The sequence below is a fragment of the Streptomyces sp. NPDC059009 genome (assembly GCF_042740175.1).
Taxonomy (GTDB): domain Bacteria; phylum Actinomycetota; class Actinomycetes; order Streptomycetales; family Streptomycetaceae; genus Streptomyces.
Genome location: NZ_JBHYJB010000004.1, coordinates 215,032 through 233,476, shown reverse-complemented (window position 1 = coordinate 233,476; position 18,445 = coordinate 215,032). Strand labels below are relative to the sequence as shown.

Below are 18,445 nucleotides of genomic sequence, written 5' to 3'. Positions count from 1 at the left end.
CGGGCCTGGATCGGCCGCCCGGAGCCGACCGGTTAGGGTCTGCGGCAAGGGCGGGGCCGTAGCGCAGAGGCAGGCGCGCCGGTCTCCAAAACCGGAACACGCTGGTTCGAATCCAGCCGCCCCGCCCCCCTCCTCCACGAGCCCGTCCGGTGATTGAGGACGAGAGGACGAGGCGCGCAGCGCCGATGGGGGGCCAGGGGCGGAGCCCCAGGAAGGGCGCGCCAGTACCCCGTCTGCCGGGCGCCTAAGCCCGTCGCGCGGCCATCCGCGCCTTCCGCGCCGCCAGCCGCTCGTCGAACTTCGACGCCTCGGCGTCCAACCCGCCCATGAAGAAGCCGAGTTCCTCCTGGGCCTGCCGCCCCTCGGGGCCCAGGCCGTCGATCTCCATGACCTTCAGGAAGCGGAGGACCGGCTGCAGCACGTCGTCGTGGTGGATGCGGAGGTTGTAGACCTCGCCGATCGCCATCTGCGCCGCCGCCCGCTCGAATCCCGGTATGCCGTGGCCCGGCATGCGGAAGTCGACGACCACGTCGCGCACGGCCTGCATCGTGAGGTCGGGCGCCAGCTCGAAGGCGGACTTCAGCAGGTTCCGGTAGAAGACCATGTGCAGGTTCTCGTCGGTCGCGATGCGCGCCAGCATCCGGTCGCAGACGGGGTCGCCGGACTGGTGACCGGTGTTGCGGTGCGAGATGCGGGTCGCGAGCTCCTGGAAGGCGACGTACGCGATCGAGTGCAGCATCGAGTGGCGGTTGTCCGACTCGAAGCCCTCGCTCATGTGCGACATGCGGAAGGCTTCGAGCTTGTCGGGGTCGACCGCGCGCGAGGCGAGCAGGTAGTCGCGCATCACGATGCCGTGGCGGCCCTCCTCGGCCGTCCAGCGGTGCACCCATGTGCCCCAGGCGCCGTCGCGCCCGAAGAGCGTGGCGATCTCGTGGTGGTAGCTGGGCAGGTTGTCCTCGGTCAGCAGGTTGACGACGAGGGCGACCCGGCCGATCTCGGTGACCTGGGACTGCTCCTTCTCCCAGGCGACACCGTCCTCGAACTGGCCGGGGAAGTTGCGGGCGTCGGAGAACGGAACGTACTCGTGCGGCATCCAGTCCTTGGCGACCTTCAGATGCCGGTTGAGCTCCTTCTCGACCACTTCCTCCAGCGCGTACAGCAGCCGGGCGTCGGTCCAGCTGTCCGCGGCGGAGAGATGGGCGGAGGTGATCGTCACGGGGGCTCCAGGGGGACGGGAGTTCTTGCTCGGCAGGCGCAGGAGCGCCGCCGCGCGCACGAGCGGGTACGCACGGCTTACCTACGGCCACGTAGGTTACGTTGCCGTAGGTTAAGCCCCCGATAAAGGGTCCCGGTCACACGTAGAGCTCTCTGAGCCGGACTGAGAGGCAGGTCACACAGCCTTCGAGCTTCTCGAACTCGCCGATGTCCACCAGAACCGGCTCATATCCGAGGTCCGCGAACAGCTCCGCGCTCTTCGGTGCGCTCGCCGAGAGCAGCAGCCGGCCACCGCCGAGCAGCACCACGTGCGAGCCCGCCTCCTCCGGTACCGGCAGGAAGCGGGGGAACAGGGACGGGGCGTCGACGAGGGGTGCGTAGCCGATCACCGTCCCGTCCGGCAGCGCTGTCACCGCCGACTTCAGGTGCAGGACCGTACTGACGGGTACGGCCACGATCCGGGCGCCGAGCGGCTCGAAGACGGCGCGGAGCTGGCGGATCCCGGCGCCGTTCGTCCGGCCGCCCTGCCCGACGTAGACGGTGTCACCGATCTTCAGGACGTCGCCGCCGTCCAGCGTCCCGGGCTCCCAGATCCAGTTGACCGAGCAGCCGAGCCGGCCGACGGTCTCCTCGACCGCCGCCGTCTCGCCCCGCCGTGACTCGGCGCCGGAGCGGGCGATGAGAGCCACGTTCCGGAACATCACCACCGCGTCCTCCACGAACACGGCGTCCGGACAGTCGTCGGCGGGCTCCACCTCGACGGTCTCCCAGCCGTGCGCCCGCAACGCCCCTACGTAACCCTCCCATTGGGTGAACGCCCGGCCGACGTCGACGGGAGTGCGTTCGAGGTGGGTCACCAGGCCCTCGGGGAGACGGGGGCCCGGGCGGCGGACGAGGGCCTTCTGACTCGGCACGGGCGGTCTCCGTCTCGATGAGGGCGATGAGGGCGATGAGGGCGATGAGGGCGATGGGGGCGATGGGGGAGCGGGGGGAGCGGGGGGAGCGGGGGGAGCGGGGGGAGCGGGGGGAGCGGGGTACGGGCACGCCCGTACCCCGTCCGCTCACGCTTCATGCGGAGCGCGACGCCCCGGTCACGCGGCGCGCGCCACGCCCCGGCCGAGATCGCGCCGCAGATGCTCCGCCGTGAACGAGCCCTCCGCCTCGGCCAGTTGGGCCGGGGTCCCCTCGAACACGATCCGGCCGCCGTCCCTGCCGCCCTCCGGACCCAGGTCGATCACCCAGTCCGCGTGCTTGACGACCTCCAGGTTGTGCTCGACGACTAGCACCGTGTTGCCCGCGTCGACCAGCCGGTCCAGCATCGCGAGCAGCCCGTCCACGTCCGCCATGTGCAGCCCCGTGGTCGGCTCGTCCAGGACGTACGTCGCGCCCGTGCGGTGCAGTTGGGTGGCGAGCTTGATGCGCTGGCGCTCACCGCCGGAGAGGGTGCTCAGGGGCTGGCCGAGCGTGAGGTACGTCAGGCCCACGTCCCGCAGCGCGCGCAGCCGCCGCCGTACGGAGGCGTCGCCCAGCCCGGCGAAGAAGTCGAGCGCCTGCCCGGCCGTCATCTCCAGGACGTCCACGACGGAGCGCCCGCGCACGGTCAGCGCGCGCACCTCCTCCTTGAAGCGGCGGCCGTCGCACGCCTCGCAGGTCGTGGTGACCGGGTCCATGAACGCCAGGTCGCTGTAGATGATCCCGCGCCCCTGGCAACGCTCGCACGCGCCATGGGAGTTGAAGCTGAACAGCCCCGCCCGCGTGCCGGTCTCCTTCGCGAACACCTTCCGCACGGTGTCCATGATCCCGAGATACGTCGCCGGGGTGGAACGGCCCGAGATGCCGATCGACGACTGGTCGACCACCACCGCGTCCGGGTGCGCCTCGACGAAGGCGCGGGACACGAGGGTGCTCTTGCCGGAGCCCGCGACGCCCGTCACCGCCGTGAGCACCCCGGTCGGCACCCGCACGCTCACCTCCTTGAGGTTGTGCAGATCCGCGCCCTTCACCCAGCGGCCGCCCGTGGCCTCGCGCGGCTTCGCCTTGACGCCGGTGGCGCGCCGCAGTTGGCGCCCGGTGAGCGTGTCCGCGCCGCGCAGCTGGTCCGGCGTGCCCTCGAAGACGACGTGCCCGCCGCCCGCGCCCGCCGCCGGACCCATGTCCACGACGTGGTCGGCCATCGCGATCACATCCGGGTCGTGCTCGACGACCAGCACGGTGTTGCCCTTGTCGCGCAGGCGCAGCAGCAGATCGCCCAGGCGGCCCACGTCGCGCGGGTGCAGGCCGACGCTCGGCTCGTCGAAGATGTACGTCATCCCGGTCAGGCTGGAGCCCAAGTGCCGCACCATCTTGAGCCGTTGGCCCTCGCCGCCGGAGAGCGTGGACGTCTCCCGGTCCAGGCTGAGATAGCCGAGCCCGATGGCCTCGATGCGTTCGAGAGCGGTGATGGCGGCGGCCGCGACGGGGCCCGCCACCGGGTCGTCGATCCGCCCGAGCACCCGGATGAGGTCGGTGACCTCCATCCGGGAGTGGTCCGCGATGCCGAGCCCGTCGATGCGGGTGGCGAGCGCGGCGGCGTTCAGGCGCGCGCCCCCGCACGCCGGGCAGCGGCCCTCCACCAGGAAGCCGTGCACCATGTCGCGGGTCTTCTGCGCGAGCGTCGACAGGTCGCGGTTGAGGTAGAGCCGCTCGAAGCGGTCGGCGAGCCCCTCGTAGTCGATGTCCCGGGAGCCACCGGTGTTGTCGACGTTGACCTTGCCGGCCTGCTTGCCCTTGCCGCCGCCGCGGAGCAGGAACTCCCGCTCCGCGGCGGTGAATTCACCCACCGGCTTGTGGGTGTCCAGGTCGGGGGTGTTGGTGTACGTCTGGCCCTGCCAGGTCCCCGCGGCGAACGGCGGGAACAGGATCGCGCCGTCCGCCAGGGACCTGGCAGGGTCGAGGATGCGGTCGTAGTCGGGCCGCACCGCCTTGCCGAGCCCGTCGCACTCCGGGCACATCCCGCTCGGGTCGTTGAACGAGTACGCCGTGGCCTCGCCCGCGCTCGGTGTGCCGTACCGCGAGAACAGCACCCGGATCACTCCGTAGATGTCGGTCATCGTGCCGACCGTGGAACGGGAGTGGCCGCCGATCGGCTTCTGGTCGACGACGATCGCGGGCGAGAGGTCCTCGATGGCGTCCGCGTGCGGCCGCTCGTACTTGGGCAGCCTGTTGCGCACGAACCACGTGAACGTCTCGTTGAGCTGGCGCTGCGACTCGACCGCGATCGTGTCGAAGACGACCGACGACTTCCCCGAGCCCGACACCCCGGTGAAGACCGTGAGACGGCCCTTCGGGATGCGCAGGCCCACTTCCTGGAGGTTGTTCTCGCGGGCTCCGGTCAGGGTGATGTATCCGTGGATGTCCTGGTGCATACACGCGAAGCTAACCGGCATACCAGACAGCTTCTGTCGTGTTTTATGGGCGACATCCACGAAGCGACATCCACGAAGCGGCCTCCGATCCGCTGAGCGGTCTCCGCCTACTGGGCGATCTCCGCGGTCTCCTCCTGGCTGATCTCCTTCACCTCCCCGTCGAGCAGAAGCCACCGCGTGATGCCGATGGACTCCAGGAACGGCATGTCGTGGCTGGCCACGATCAGCGCGCCCTCGTAGGACTCCAGCGCGGACGACAGCTGCTTCACGCTCGCCATGTCGAGGTTGTTCGTCGGCTCGTCGAGCATGAGCAGCTGCGGCGCGGGCTCCGCGAGCAGCAGCGCCGCCAGCGCCGCGCGGAACCGCTCGCCGCCCGACAGGGTCCCGGCCCGCTGGTCGGCCCGCGCCCCCTTGAACAGGAAGCGGGCCAGGCGCGCCCGGATCCGGTTGTAGGTGGCGTCGGGGGCGTACCGCGCCACGTTCTCGGCGACGGTCAGCTCCGGGTCGAGCACATCGAGGCGCTGCGGCAGGAACCGCAGGGGCACATGCGCCTCGGCCACGCCCTCGACCGGTTCCAGCTCGCCCGCGATGGTGCGCAGGAGCGTCGTCTTGCCCGCTCCGTTGCGGCCGATCAGCGCGATCCGCTCGGGGCCGCGCAGCCAGAACTCGCCGTCCACGCGCGCCCCGTAGCGCAGCGAGAGCTCCCTGAGGGTGAGCACGTGGCGGCCCGGGTGGACCAGCGTGTGCGGCAGGTCGACGCGGATCTCGTCGTCGTCCCGCACCGCCTCGATGGCGTCGTCCAGGCGCTCCTTCGCCTCGGCGAGCTTCTCCTGGTGCATGATGCGGTGCTTGCCCGCCGACTCCTGGGCGGCCCGCTTGCGGTTGCCCATGACGATCTTCGGCTCGCGCTTCTGGTCCCACATCTTCTGGCCGTACCGCTTGCGGCGGGCCAACTTGACCTGGGCGTCGGCCAGTTCACGCTTCTGCTTCTTCAGGTCGGACTCGGCGACCCGCACCATCCGCTCGGCCGCCTCCTGTTCGGCGGCGAGCGCCTCCTCGTACGCGGAGAAGTTCCCGCCGTACCAGGTGACCTCGCCGTCGCGGAGATCGGCGATGTGGTCGACCCGGTCCAGGAGTTCACGGTCGTGGCTGACCACGACCAGGATGCCCGGGAAGGCGTCGACGGCGGCGTACAGGTGCCGGCGGGCGTACAGGTCGAGGTTGTTGGTCGGCTCGTCGAGCAGGAGCACGTCGGGCCGCCGCAGCAGCAGCGCGGCCAGGCGGAGCAGCACCGACTCGCCGCCCGAGACCTCGCCGATGGTGCGGTCCAGATCCAGGGCGCCGAGGCCGAGTTCGCCGAGGGTCGCGAGCGCGCGCTCCTCGACGTCCCAGTCGTCGCCGACGGCGGTGAAGTTCTCCTCGCTCGCGTCGCCCGCCTCGATGGCGTGCAGCGCGGCGCGGGCCCCGGCGATGCCGAGCGCCTCGTCCACGCGTACGGCCGTGTCGAGCGTGACGTTCTGCGGCAGGTAGCCGACCTCGCCGATGGCCTTCACGGCGCCCTCGGCGGGCACGAGCTCCCCGGCGAGCAGCTTCAACAGGGTTGATTTCCCTGAGCCGTTGACGCCGATGAGACCGGTCCTGCCGGGACCGAAGGCGACCTGCAGCCCCTCGAAGACGGGGGTGCCGTCCGGCCAGGAGAAGTCGAGCGACGTGCAGGAGAGGGAGGTGGGGTGGGTAGACATACGGGCCTCGCGGTTGCGTCGGTGCGATCAAGGGCAACGCGTGGGGACACCGCGGGCAGGGGCCGGGGAACCGGGGACCCGGGGAAAAGAAAGAAGGCCCTGCGCCGGGGGACGGCTCGAATGCCGAGGTCACACGCAACGCACACAGCGAGAGAGCTGCGCAACGCGGTGTCCACTGACCTCAGACGAGCAACGTCCTTCTCCTATCGACGGCAACAGAACCGCTGTACAGCGTAGGGGGACCGGCCGTCGCCGTCAACGCAATAGTGTGGCCGCCGGTCCGGCCCACGGAGGAGGCCCCATGCCTTACGGCTCGCTCTCACTGCCCGCGCGGCTCTATCTGCTCGCCGCGAACCCGGCGAAGGGGAGAGTCAGCGCGGGCATGGACCTCGACGTGGTGGTGCGCGCCTGTGCTCTCGCGGAGCTCGCCCAGCGAGGCTTCATAGCGGAGGTGAACGGCATCGTCACGCCGGTCCTCGGCGCCCGTACGGGAGACCCGGTGCTCGACGAGCTGATGGAGCTGATCGAGGAGTCACGCCCTAAGGGCTGGCGGCCCTGGATGACCCATCGGTCCCGGGCGACGCTGGCGGCGGTCCGCGAGGGACTGGTGGCCGGGGGATATCTGCGGGTGGTGCGGGTGAGGCGGCTCGGCGTCTTCCCCGGGCGCCGCCACGAACTGGAGCGGGCGGGCTATGTGGAACTGCTGCAGGGCGAGGCGCTCGCCGTCCTGCGCCGGTCCGATGAGGACTCCGAAGGGGCCGACGCGGTGCCGGTCGACGACGCGGCACTCGTGGTCATCGCGTCCACGGGGGCGGTCCGGACGCTCGTGCGGGGCCTGGACCACTGGCGGTACAAGGAGCGGCTCGAGGAGCTCACCGCCCGCGCGGGCGCGGAGCGGGCCGGGCTGCCGGAGGCGCTGGCGCATCTGCGCAAGGCGCTGAAGCGGGCGCTGGCGGCGCGGTCGGCGGCGCGGGACTCCGGTGGCGGAGGGGGCGGCTGACCCCCGCGGGGCGGGTGCCGTGTGTCAGCCGTGCCTCGGCGGTCGTGCGTGGGCGGCTGTCGGTCGGGTGTGCCTCAGAGGTCGTGCTGGGTCGTCGGCCGGGTGCGCCTCAGCACGCGTCCCGCATCAGGTCGGCCAGGTGCCCGTCCAGGTCCACGTGCAGATGCTCCTGGCCCACCGGCACGAGGGCCAGGGTGCGGTGCAGGAAGCGGCGCAGGTCGCCGGTGCGGATGTGCACGATGGCCGTGCCCTCGGGGGCGTGGAACTCCACGACCGTGCGGTCGAATCCGTACGGGCGCACGCGCACGTCCCCGTCGCCGACCGGCTGCTCCACCCCGTGGACGAGCAGTTCGCGGGCGAAGGTCCAGTACACCTCGATGCCCTCGAGGGTGGCGGGAGCGGGGAAGCTCATCCGGACCGCGTACGGGTCCGACTGCGCGTAGTGCAGGGTCGCGGGAATAGTGGGCATCCGTGGCGCGGCGGCGACCAGGCGGGCCTCAACGGCTTGCTCAATGACGGTGGACAACGCCTGCTCCCTTAGGTGACGGCTGGACCTGGCACTTTCATAGACGTAGGAAAAGCGGAATCCGTGCACGCGAGAACCGAGTGACCTGTGTCACCGATGGTGAAACAGTGCTGCCGCACCCATCCCCCGGGCACACACCGGGAGACGCCGACAGGGGCCGGACGGTTCGCCCCCGGGTGCCATCCGGCCATCTGGACGCGGCCCGCCGGGTGGGCTAGCTTCGCGCGCCATGAGGGGCTTGGGGAAGACGCGACGCAAGGTACGGGTGGGGCTGTGGGCGGCGGCGTTCGGGGCGGTGGCCCTGGCGGCGGCGCTCCCCGCGCAGGCGGCGCCGGGCGCGGCCGGTGGGCCGGGGGAGGCGCGGGGGCCCGCCCAGGAACACCAGGGGTCCGCCCACGGACACCACGGGGCGCACTGGGCCCTCAAGAAGACCGGCACCGACGCCCGCTTCCGCGGGCTGGCCGCGGTGGGCCGCTCCACGGCGTGGGTCGCCGGGACGAAGGGCACGGTCCTGCGGACCGCGGACGGCGGCGCCAACTGGCGTGATGTGTCGCCCCCGGGTGCCTCGAACGTGGAATTCCGCGACATCGAGGCGTACGACGCGCACCGCGCGGTGGCCCTGTCGATCGGCGAGGGCGAGGCGTCCCGGATCTACCGCACCGCGGACGGCGGCAAGACCTGGACGGAGTCCTTCCGCAACGCCGACCCGAAGGCGTTCTACGACTGCATGACCTTCTTCGACCGCCGCCACGGCCTGGCGATGAGCGATCCCGTCGACGGCAAGTACCGCATCCTGTCCACCGTGGACGGCGGCCGCTCCTGGAAGGTGCTGCCGAACAAGGGCATGCCGGCCGCGCAGGAGGGCGAGGCGAGCTTCGCGGCGAGCGGCCAGTGCCTGGTCAGCTCCGGACCGCGGGACGTCTGGCTGGCCACCGGGGGAGCCGCACACGCGCGCGTGTTGCACTCCGCCGACCGGGGCCTGACCTGGAGCGCCGCCGAGGCGCCGGTCCCGGCGGGCGACCCGGCCCGCGGCGTCTTCGCCCTCGCCTTCCGCGAGCGGGGCCACGCCGGTCGTGCCGTCGAGGGGCTCGCGGTCGGCGGCGACTACCGGCCCGACCAGGCGTCCCCGGACGCGGCGGCGCTCAGCCGGGACGGCGGCCGCACCTGGACCACGGCCGCGCACCCGCCGCCCGCCTACCGCTCCGGCGTCGTCTGGCTCCCCGGCACCCGGGCCACGGCCCTCGCGGTCGGGCCGACCGGGACCGACGTCACCACCGACGGCGGCCGCAGCTGGCGGACCGTCGACACCGGCTCGTACGACACGGTGGACTGCGCGGGCCCGGGCGGGCGGGGCTGCTGGGCGGCCGGCGAGAAGGGCCGGGTCGCGCGCCTGGAGACCGACGGCACGCGCTGATCCCGCCTCGCCCTCCAGCAGGGGTTGCCCTACGCGGGCAACTGCTGCCGGTATCCGGCCAGTTCGGGGGCGGTCTTCGTCGCGATGAACTCCGTGATGCGGTACTCGCAGACCCCGGCGGTCACGAAGGGGTCGCTCGCGGCGATCTTCTCGATGGCGGCGCGGTCGTCCCCGACGGCGAGGATGATCCCGCCGTCGCGGGGGTTCTTGCGGCCGGAGGCGATGACGGTCCCGTCCGCGTAGAGCTCGTCGAGCCAGGCGACATGGGCGGCGAGCGCGGCGTCCACGCGCTCGACGGGTGCGGTGTAGGTCAATTCCATTACGAACATGAGCGCGAGGCTACCGCCCGGCCACGGAGCGGCGGGCGCAGGCCACCGTGGCCGGAACGCACGGTCTTTCACCCGCTCCCGCCAGGCCGTACTCTTCGAACACAGGACCGTAGTGAACCTGGCTGACAGCAAACGTAGTTGACGCGATTCCGCGCGGGGCAGGCGCGGGACGCGGACGCGGCCCCCGGACCCCGGGCCGACGAGGCAGCCCGGCTTCCGGGCGGCCGGAGTCGTGAATACGCCGACGGCACGGCTCCGGCCCTTCGTCCTCCCGGCCTGGTCATCGGGGCACTCCCGCAGCCTCGAGTGCCGGAGGGGACGGTGTGCGCGAGGGCCGCGTGAAGGGGAACCGCGGCCACGCGCCCGCGGCCGTCGTCGGCGGTGGGTTCTCCCCCGGCGGCGGCCGCCACTCACACCGCTTACGTAGGTGTCTCCTCCGGGCGCCGGGGGCGGCACACGCGGGGGCGCTGCTCGGGCACGTGGTGCTCGTGCTGCGCGGCGGTGTCCGAGCGCAGGGCGAGCAACTGGCCCTCCAGGTGCCGCAACCGCTCCTGGACGCGCAGCAGGTACCGCACCTTCGTGCGCAGCAGCCACGGGTCGATCGGCTTCACGATGAAGTCGGCCACGCCGAGGTCATGGGCGGTCACGGCCAGGCCGATGTCATGGCCGAGACCGGTGAGCAGAATGACCGGGATGTCCTGGGTCTGCTCCAGTCGGTTCATGTAGCGCACCACGTCCAGGCCGCTGACCTGGGGCATCACCACGTCGAGCAGGACGAGCTGCAGCCCGCCCCGGAGCACCGCCTTGAGGGCCTGGTCGCCGCTGCTCGCCCGCTCCATGCGGCAGCCGAGCGGCGCGAGGGTGCTCTCCAGGGCGAAGAGGTTGTCCTCGTGATCGTCGACGATGAGGATTCTGGCGTCGGACACGTCGGCCCCGCCTCCTCCCTCCCGCCCCGTTTTCTCCCGCTCCCGCCACGACCACTTCACCGCAGGCATGGGCCAGAGGCAAGAGCCCTGCCGGACGAGTTAAGGGGAGAGGTTCCGGCCGTGTGACCGGTGCGCGGCCAAGCGTGACGGGGGTCCGGCCGGGTGTGACCGGGAGACCGGCCGGGTGTGACCGGGGGTCCGGCCAGGCGTGACCGGCGTCGGGCCGGGTGTGACCCGCCGGGCAACCCCTAGTCGATTTCCCGCATCATCTTCTCCATCGCGCCCACCGAGTGCCGGGTTCGCGCCAGCTCCTCGCGGGTCTGCTTGAGGTCCTCGACCGAGCGCCGGTGCAACTCCACGTTGTCCTCCAGGAGTTGGGCGTACTTGAGGGCGAGCTTCTTGTACTGCTCCTCGCGCGCCGCGAGCAGCCGGGCCCGCCAGGTGGCGGCGATCTGCCACACGACCACGATCGACAGCAGGAAGAACCCGCCCGCCCCGACGGCCCCCACCAGGTCCTCGGCGCCCCCGGCGGCCACCGTCACCATCTCTTCAGTCACGTCGCCGCAGCCTCCTGCCCGCTCCGTTCGCTTACCTGTCATGAATAGCTGACAGCTCCCGCGCGGGCCCTGTCAAAGAAACCTGACACATCTCAGGGGGAAGTCAGGGTCCTGTCGGGGTTGTCTCGGGGGTCCTGCAGATGACTGCCGTGGTCGGCCGCACCTCGCTGACCTGGGCATCCCTTCCGACGTGAAGAACGCAGGTCCGGCTGGACTTCCCGCGCCTGCCCGGAAGTTCCCGGGAATTCCCGCGCAAGTGTGCACGGGATGTGCACTGGTGGGCCTGCCGGACCGCCTGCCCTGGGCCGTCGACGCACACCCAGCAACGTGGGGGAGTGCACGGTGTGACGCGGACGGAAGTCGTGGGCGGCGGAAGGACTTGGTGGTGTGGCTGACCTTCCTGCTCGGTATCGCCGTGTCCGTGGCGGCCAACGTCGCTGCGGCGCCGAAGCTTGCGTGGAAGCCGGTGCTGGTGGCGGGCTGGCCCCCGGTCGCCTTGCTCTTGTGACACCGTCAGTCGGCGGGGAAAGCACCGCTCGCGGTCGCCACCGCGCGGCCAGCTCCTGAACACCTCCGCGTCGGCAGGGAGAACGCGGCGGCACACAGCGCAATCCACCAGGCGTCCGGAACACCCCTGCGTCGGCGGGGAGAACTGCCGCCATCCGTTGCCTTGGCATCCGCTGGACGGAACACCCCCGCGTCGACGGAGAGCACTCGCCAGTAGCGCGCGAGCTGCGTAACACCCCCGCCTCAGCGGGGAGAAGCAGCCTGTATGGGTAGCGGGCGGCGAAGGTGGACGGCCCCCCCCACGTTGGTGGGGAGAACATGTTGCGCAGGACCGCCGCGGCCTTCGTGGTCGGAACACCCCCGCGTCGGCGGGGAGAACACCGGCCCCATCCACGACCACAACGCGAACGTCGGAGCACCCCGCGTCGGCGGGGAGAGCGGAAGCGCCGAGGTCGCGCTTGGATCGGACTATGGACCCCCCCGCCTCGGCGGGGAGAACGGCACTCCGTGGACGGTGGCCGGAGACCGCGTCGGAACACCCCCGCGTCGGTGGGGAGAACTACTGGTCCGGGCCGTTCGGGCACCGGCCGACCGGAACACCCCCGCATCGGCAGGGAGAACCGGTACTTCGCGGACAACTCCAGGTGCAGCCGCGGAGCACCCCCGCTTCGGCGAGGAGAACTCGGTCCATTGGCCCTCCCGGATCGTCCAGTGTGGAGCACCCCCGCATCGGCGGGAAGAACGACCAGGACCAATTCGGGCCCAACGCCGACAGAGGAACCCTCGCATCGGCGGGGAGAACAGATGTTGGACGATGAAAGATCGTCCGGCGACCGGAACACCCCCGTGTCGGCGGGGAGAACGCGAACCGGCGCAGCGGCGACACCTGCCGCGGCGGAACACCCGCGCGTGGGCGGAGAGGACCGGGGGAGTGAACTCCGGGCTTGGCATTGAGCCGGGCTCCCACGTCGACGGGGAGAACGACCGGTGGGTGTCTGTGTACCAGGGCAAGACCGGAGTACCCCGCATCGGTGGGTAGAATTGCAGTATCTCCAGGAGCGGCGCTACGTGTTCGGAACACCCCCATGTCGGTGGGGAGCGCGCCACTGCCAGATTGCCGGAGAGGACCGACAGCGGATCCCCACGTTGACGGGGAGTGCACCGTCGTCGAGTTCACCGGGCCGGATCGCCGCGGCACACCCCCACGTCGATGGGGAGAAGACGCCTGTGGGGAACTGGCCCATCTCCCAGATCGGAACACCCCCACGTCGACGACTACACGGAGCCGCGGAACCCCCGCGTCGGCGGAGAGAACCGTGAGATGGGACACCGGCACAACTCGCATGTCGGAGCACCCCCGCGTCGGTGGGGAGAACCCCGGCCTGGAGATGGAGAGGGACCTCGGCAACGGAGCACCCCCGCGTCGGCGGGGAGAGCAGGTACTCGCCGGCCCACCACTTGACGCGGAACGGAACACCCCGCATCAGCGGGGAGAACACGCCAGAGAGAGCTCAGCGAGCGCCTGCGCACACGGAACACCCCGCGTCGGCGGGGAGAACTTGAGGCCCGCCCAGTCGGTGACGTCGTGCTGCGGAACACCCCGCGTCGGCAGGTTGAACCTGTCACACCCCGCCACCGTGGTCGGCGGGATCGGAACACCCCCGCGTCAGCGGGGAGAACAGGAGGTCGAGCTTCCCCGAGCGGCCCGCGGTAGGAGCACCCCCGCGTCGGCGGGGAGAACGCCCCACTCCGCATCACTCAGATCACCCCGCCCCATGACAGGAAGAACGACCCGGACGCGTACCAGTCGCAAGATCACACGGCCTCTGATGCCTACTCCGCGACGAACGGCGCATATCCAACCGGCACTTCGCTCACCTGAAGGTCAGAGAAGAGCAAGGTCAGATTGTGCGCGTTGGTCTCAACGCTTACCTCGTGGAAGTCGATCCCGAGAGCCTTCGACCAGCGCCGCGTCGCCTCCGACTCGGGAAGGAGCTTGGCTCCTGGGTATAGGCAGTGCCACTTCACGCCCCAGACGTATCCGTCGAGGCCGTCACCAGTTTCGTGCTCGATGAGCCGGTCGTCCAAAGAGCCCCGCCAGGTCTCCGCCGGCACTGACGTCTTGCACCGTGTCTCAACGCAGTATCTGAAGAGATACCGCAGGTGGGACGGCGTGATATCGGCACGGGGAGCGGCCGTCGTATCGACGATGACCTCGTAGTCGCGCATGTAGTTGGTGTATCCGTGGTACACGACGGCGTGATCGACTGCCTCGTTCAGCATCTGTTCAAGTACGGCGGTATCCATGCCGCCCTTCTACCTCACTTGGCGATACCTTCGGCATCGAGATTCACAGGTGTCAGACGCCGTTCCCTCGGAGGGCGATCGGACAGGTCCGAGTCGCCTTCGATGGCGGGGATGTGCTGTCGGCGGATCTAACCCACGGCGACCTCCGCGGGTGCGATCTCGCCTCCGACGATAGCGCGGCCCCTGCCCACTTGGGTGGGGGTGCGGTTACAACCAGATGGCCATGGTGATGGCGGCTGGGAGGAGTGTGCCGGTGAGGGCGAGGAGCCAGTAGCAGAAGCCAATGAGTTGACTGCGGCGTGCGAGTGGAAGGTTGGCGATCCCCCAGAGGACGGCACAGGCGGCGACCATGGGGCCAAGGAAGACGAGCGTGGCTGAGGGGTCGTCGCCGAATTCCTCAGAAGGCGACTCGCCCACCGTCATGACCATCCAGTAGAGCATCCAGATTGGGATGATGCCGGGAACGCCGAGGAGTACGTTGACGCCGAGTGCTGTGTACCAGCTTCTGATCATGTCTCCCCCCGGCCCCTGTGATCCGCTGCCGGTGACAGTAGCCGACGGCGCACCCTCAGTGCCCCTTCCCGTTGCCCGGTTGGCGCTATATCGGCGGAGTGGGGCGCGGACTTGCTCGAGCTCGGCATAGTTCACAGGGTCGTCAGGCGGCTTGGTGTCCGGTCGGTCACGGCTGCCTCAGCCTGCTCACGGAACACCCCCGCGTCGGCGGGGAAGACAGCCTGGCATCCGTCTCCGGCAGCCAGAACATCGGAACATCCCCGCATCGGCAGGGAGACAGCGCGGCGCTCGCGGCGACGATCGCGCCCTTCGGAACACCCCCACGTTGGCGGGGAGAACTTGGAGGCAATCCCGCGCGCAGTGCTCTTGTGCGGAACACCCTCGCGTCGGCGGGGCGAACAGGTTCTGCGGAACACCTCCGCGTCGGGCTGCTGGGGGCTATCCGGTGGTCGGGTACGCCATCAGCTGGTCGCCGCGCTTGTCCAGGGCGAGGCCCACGGACTCGTTCACCAGCACGGGCGCGGCTCCGGCGCGCGCGGAGACGTCTTCACCGCTGCGGGCGTTGAGCACGACGGCGCCGCTGTCCGTCGTTCCGTAGACGCAGCCGTGCCAGACGGCGGTGACTTTCGGGGCGATCCGGTCGGCGCTCTGATCCGGGAGCCGCCACAGGGTCTTGCCGGTGCGCGCGTCCAGTGCCGTCGCCTCCTGCTGGGTGGTCCCGAGGCCGCCGCACACGAGCGTGTCCTTCGCGTCATACCGGCACGTCCGGCTGGACGGGCCGTCGGTCAGCTTGGCCTTGACCGAGCCGTTGCGGGCGTCCAGGAGCTGCGCATAGCGGTCCCCGCTGTCGTACTCGCTGCCGTACGCGGTGACCAGGTGCGGCCCGGCGCCCTGGATCTCCAGGGAGTCGCTGTCAACGCCCTTCCACAGGTCCCGTCCTGAGACGGCGTCGTAGCCAACGGCCCGCCGGTGGGTGCCGACGTCCGTGATGGACTCGCCCACCATCGTGCGCCCGGCGACCGTCTTCGCCCGGTAGTCGGGCTTCGTCCACAGCAGGCGGCGGGCGTCCATGTCGAGACCGTACGACACCGCCTGGTCGCTGGCGGCGACGCTCACCACGACCGTGCCGTCGACCGATCCCACCACGGCCGCGGTCACCTGGCTCGTGGTTTCGCTGACCCACTTCGGCAGCCGGATGGGCATGCTCCACAGCCGCCGGGCCGAGGTGGCATCGACTCCGGTGACCTCGGCGGCCGTGTGGCTGGCCTGCGTGCCGCTCCCCGTCACCTTGACCAGGAACGGGGCGACCACCGCGCTCTGCTTGCCGTCCTGCACGACCAAGGGAGCAGCGGCCGGGGTGGTGTTGGCCAGCTTCTCGGCCTCGTCCTGGAAGGGAGCGCCCTTGGGGGTGAGGCGTTTGACGGTCTTTCCGGTGACGGTGTCCACCGCGAGCACGGCGTCCGGCGCGGCCACGAACGCCGTCTGCCGGTACAGGGCCACCGGCAGGTCCTCATCCAGGCGGCCGCCGGTCAGCCGGCCCGTCGTCGCCTCCTTCGGTATCACCGTGCCAGCCTTCATGGCGAACTTACGCGGGGGGTCGTGCACCGGGCGCGGAGCGCGCTTGTCCTGGGTGGTCTTCGGCGGCGTCTTGTCGGCGGCATCGTCTCCACCGCCACCGCAGGCGGTCACCATGCTCACCGCCGCCAGGGCCGTTGCCGCCAACCGCGCTGTCCTGCCCAGTACTTGGGTGCTCCTCATGCCGTTTGGTCCCCGCTCGTCGATGTCCCGTCAAAACGATCACGGTAGTGTCCGGCGTGCCGCAGCCAGCGGAGAACGAGGGTTCCGGCCACATGCTGGGCAGTGAGGTGGCGGGATCATAGGGTCGGTCCCCGGCCGGGCCGCCGCCCAGCGGCCGGGGCGGGCAACAGGCCGTTTTCCGGGGAGGCGTGGATCGATGAGGCGACGGAACACGCCGCCCGCCCGGCGGTCGCACGGTTGCAGGGGCCCGCAGGGGGCGTTCGGGATTATTCCAGTCGATGTCGTAGCCCACGTTGTCCGCCCAGCTGCGCCATCCATGGAGCGAGGCATTGAAGCAGGAGTGCAGGCTGACGGATTTGATCGGGAGGGGCTGCTTGAGGTCATCCCAGGCGAGCACGTCCACCACCGGGTGGCCCATCCCCCGAGCCTTCCCCGCCGTAACCTCTTCCGGAGCACCCCCACGTCGGTGGGGAGAACACCGAGCCGGTTGCCGAGATCACTTGGTACGACGGAACACCCCCACATTGGTGGGGCAAACATGCGGGTCTTGCCGGTGAGGCACCAGGACGGCGGAAAACCCCCACGTCGGCGGGGGAAACGACGTGCTGAGTGACCTGGGCCGCAACGGCGCCGGAACACCCCCGCGTCGGCGGGGAGAACGCCTTCCCGTACATGACGCTCGCCCCAGTTGGCGGAACACCCCCGCGTCGGCGGGGAGAACTGGCCGTGCGGCGGGGCATAGGCCACATCCCACGGAACACCCCCGCGTCGGCGGGGAGAACCGCCTGCGGTGCAGTTCCGCACGCTGTACCAACGGAACACCCCCGCGTCGGCGGGGAGAACCGGACCCGCAGGGCGATGACGGGTTCCTGGACCGGAACACCCCCGCGTCGGCGGGGAGAACCGCGTCGTGCGCGGTGAGGGCCTGCTCGCGGGCGGAACACCCCCCGCGTCGGCGGGGAGAACGGCATGAAGAGCCGCTCGCCAACTCCGATCACCGGAACACCCCCGCGTCGGCGGGGAGAACGAGGGCAAGCGCGATGACCCCCGGTGGCCGATCGGAACACCCCCGCGTCGGCGGGGAGAACCCGCCCCGCTCGCAGCGGGCCGCAGAGGCTCGCGGAACACCCCCGCGTCGGTGGGGAGAACGCGCACGCGGCAGGCCACGGAGGATTACGGACCGGAATACCCCCGCGTCGGCGGGGAGAACGGTGAGGTCAAGGGGTCCGGCGGCGCCGACTACGGAACACCCCCGCGTCGGCGGGGAGAACCCGCCCTCAGGGCTGGAGATGAACACGCCCCACGGAACACCCCCGCGTCGGCGGGGAGAACGACCATCCCGGGAGTGCTCATGACGCCACCTGCGGAAGACCCCCGCGTCGGCGGGAAGAACGACTACTACGACCCGGCCACCACCGTGTGGATCGGACCCCCCCCCGCGTCGGCGGGGAGAACGACGTCAGCACGGACGCGGTGCGCAGTCTCAGCGGAACACCCCCGCGCCAATGGGGAGAACCGCAAGGACCTCAAGCCCGGCGACCTCATCGGCGGAACACCCCTGCGTCGGCGGGGAGAACCCCGGCTCGGGCAGCACAACGGGGTGCTGCCACGGAACAGCCCCGCGTCAGTGGGGAGAACCACGCAGCTTCGGGCAAGCCGCAGCCCGGCGGCGGAACACCCCCGCGTCGGCAGGGAGAACGACCAGGGCTGGCCCAAGTACCAGCGGCTCGACGGAACATGCCCGCGTTGGCGGGGAAAGTAGCGCGCACAACTCCGAGCGGGGGCTGATCACCGGAGCTCCCTGCGTTGGGGAGAACGTGAGGACGACTCGGAGTCCTTCCCCTTTTACCGGAACATCCCCGCAATGGCGGGGCAGCCCTGTGGTCCCGAAGATGGCGCCGCGCTGGGCAGGGACATCCCCGCTTCGGTGGGGAGAACGCCTGGTCCAGGGACTGGACGGCGAATCCGACGGAAGACTCCCGCGTCGGCGGGATGAACAGTTCGAGTGCGGGCGCCTTGCCGTCCTGCGTCAGAGCACCCCCGCGCCGACGGGGAGAACTGAGTCTCCGGATATGGCGGCATCCCCTGGTACGGAGCACCCCCGCGTGGGCGGGGAGAACATCCCGAACATGTTGATGATGTTGACGACGTTCGGAGCACCCCTGCAGTGGTGGGGAGGATGCCTTTGCCCTGGACGGCGCCCCGGGCTTTGCCAGAGCACCCCGCATCGGCGGGGAGAGCGACGTG

The 18,445-nt window shown here is 70.7% G+C and carries 14 protein-coding genes and 1 tRNA gene; 4 read left to right on the top strand and 11 right to left on the bottom strand.

Annotated features, from left to right (window positions below):
* Positions 1-50: 50 nt before the first annotated feature.
* Positions 51-126, top strand: a tRNA-Trp gene (locus ACFWYM_RS06155).
* A gap of 118 nt (positions 127-244) precedes the next feature.
* On the opposite strand, the gene ACFWYM_RS06150 is transcribed toward ACFWYM_RS06155, so the two are convergent.
* The 4 genes from ACFWYM_RS06150 to ACFWYM_RS06135 all read right to left on the bottom strand — a co-directional run bounded on the left by ACFWYM_RS06150 (position 245) and on the right by ACFWYM_RS06135 (position 6,361).
* Complete coding sequence (locus ACFWYM_RS06150) at positions 245-1,216, bottom strand: acyl-ACP desaturase (RefSeq protein WP_384830676.1); 972 nt, start codon at positions 1,214-1,216, stop codon at positions 245-247.
* A 136-nt stretch (positions 1,217-1,352) separates the two neighbouring features.
* Positions 1,353-2,129: a dimethylargininase gene (gene ddaH / locus ACFWYM_RS06145; protein ID WP_384830673.1), complete on the bottom strand. Its 777-nt coding sequence runs from the start codon at positions 2,127-2,129 to the stop codon at positions 1,353-1,355.
* A 177-nt stretch (positions 2,130-2,306) separates the two neighbouring features.
* Positions 2,307-4,619: an ATP-binding cassette domain-containing protein gene (locus tag ACFWYM_RS06140; protein ID WP_384830671.1), complete on the bottom strand. Its 2,313-nt coding sequence runs from the start codon at positions 4,617-4,619 to the stop codon at positions 2,307-2,309.
* Positions 4,620-4,726: 107 nt separating this feature from the next.
* Positions 4,727-6,361, bottom strand: coding sequence for an ABC-F family ATP-binding cassette domain-containing protein (locus tag ACFWYM_RS06135; RefSeq protein ID WP_384830668.1), 1,635 nt, complete (start codon positions 6,359-6,361; stop codon positions 4,727-4,729).
* A gap of 301 nt (positions 6,362-6,662) precedes the next feature.
* Here ACFWYM_RS06135 and ACFWYM_RS06130 point away from each other — a divergent pair, with 301 nt between their 5' ends.
* Positions 6,663-7,361 (top strand): GPP34 family phosphoprotein, encoded by a 699-nt coding sequence (locus ACFWYM_RS06130; protein ID WP_384830665.1) that lies wholly within the window; start codon positions 6,663-6,665, stop codon positions 7,359-7,361.
* Between the two features lie 109 nt (positions 7,362-7,470).
* Here the strand turns inward: ACFWYM_RS06130 and ACFWYM_RS06125 are convergent, their stop codons facing one another.
* A complete protein-coding gene (locus ACFWYM_RS06125; RefSeq protein ID WP_384830662.1) occupies positions 7,471-7,887 on the bottom strand; it encodes an SsgA family sporulation/cell division regulator in 417 nt (138 codons plus the stop codon).
* Positions 7,888-8,116: 229 nt separating this feature from the next.
* On the opposite strand from ACFWYM_RS06125, the gene ACFWYM_RS06120 reads away from it, so the two are divergent.
* Positions 8,117-9,301, top strand: a complete 1,185-nt coding sequence (locus ACFWYM_RS06120) for a WD40/YVTN/BNR-like repeat-containing protein (RefSeq protein WP_384830659.1) — start codon at positions 8,117-8,119, stop codon at positions 9,299-9,301.
* Positions 9,302-9,330: 29 nt separating this feature from the next.
* Here the strand turns inward: ACFWYM_RS06120 and ACFWYM_RS06115 are convergent, their stop codons facing one another.
* From ACFWYM_RS06115 to ACFWYM_RS06105, 3 genes are all read right to left on the bottom strand, one after another.
* The gene (locus tag ACFWYM_RS06115) at positions 9,331-9,630 is read right to left on the bottom strand and encodes a YciI family protein (RefSeq protein ID WP_384830657.1); all 300 of its coding nucleotides are present in this window, start codon (positions 9,628-9,630) and stop codon (positions 9,331-9,333) included.
* A gap of 419 nt (positions 9,631-10,049) precedes the next feature.
* Complete coding sequence (locus tag ACFWYM_RS06110; RefSeq protein ID WP_384830655.1) at positions 10,050-10,556, bottom strand: two-component system response regulator; 507 nt, start codon at positions 10,554-10,556, stop codon at positions 10,050-10,052.
* Between the two features lie 248 nt (positions 10,557-10,804).
* Complete coding sequence (locus ACFWYM_RS06105; protein WP_384830652.1) at positions 10,805-11,113, bottom strand: hypothetical protein; 309 nt, start codon at positions 11,111-11,113, stop codon at positions 10,805-10,807.
* Between the two features lie 385 nt (positions 11,114-11,498).
* Here ACFWYM_RS06105 and ACFWYM_RS06100 point away from each other — a divergent pair, with 385 nt between their 5' ends.
* On the top strand, positions 11,499-11,621 hold the full coding sequence (locus tag ACFWYM_RS06100) for a hypothetical protein (RefSeq protein ID WP_384830649.1): 123 nt from the start codon (positions 11,499-11,501) through the stop codon (positions 11,619-11,621).
* A 1,832-nt stretch (positions 11,622-13,453) separates the two neighbouring features.
* On the opposite strand, the gene ACFWYM_RS06095 is transcribed toward ACFWYM_RS06100, so the two are convergent.
* From ACFWYM_RS06095 to ACFWYM_RS06085, 3 genes are all read right to left on the bottom strand, one after another.
* Entirely contained in the window at positions 13,454-13,927 is a 474-nt protein-coding gene (locus ACFWYM_RS06095) for a hypothetical protein (protein WP_384830646.1), read from the bottom strand.
* Positions 13,928-14,134: 207 nt separating this feature from the next.
* On the bottom strand, positions 14,135-14,440 hold the full coding sequence (locus tag ACFWYM_RS06090; protein ID WP_384830643.1) for a hypothetical protein: 306 nt from the start codon (positions 14,438-14,440) through the stop codon (positions 14,135-14,137).
* A 438-nt stretch (positions 14,441-14,878) separates the two neighbouring features.
* Positions 14,879-16,198 carry a hypothetical protein gene (locus tag ACFWYM_RS06085; RefSeq protein ID WP_384830640.1) on the bottom strand — a complete coding sequence of 440 codons (1,320 nt, stop codon included), beginning with the start codon at positions 16,196-16,198 and terminating at the stop codon, positions 14,879-14,881.
* Positions 16,199-18,445: the final 2,247 nt, after the last annotated feature.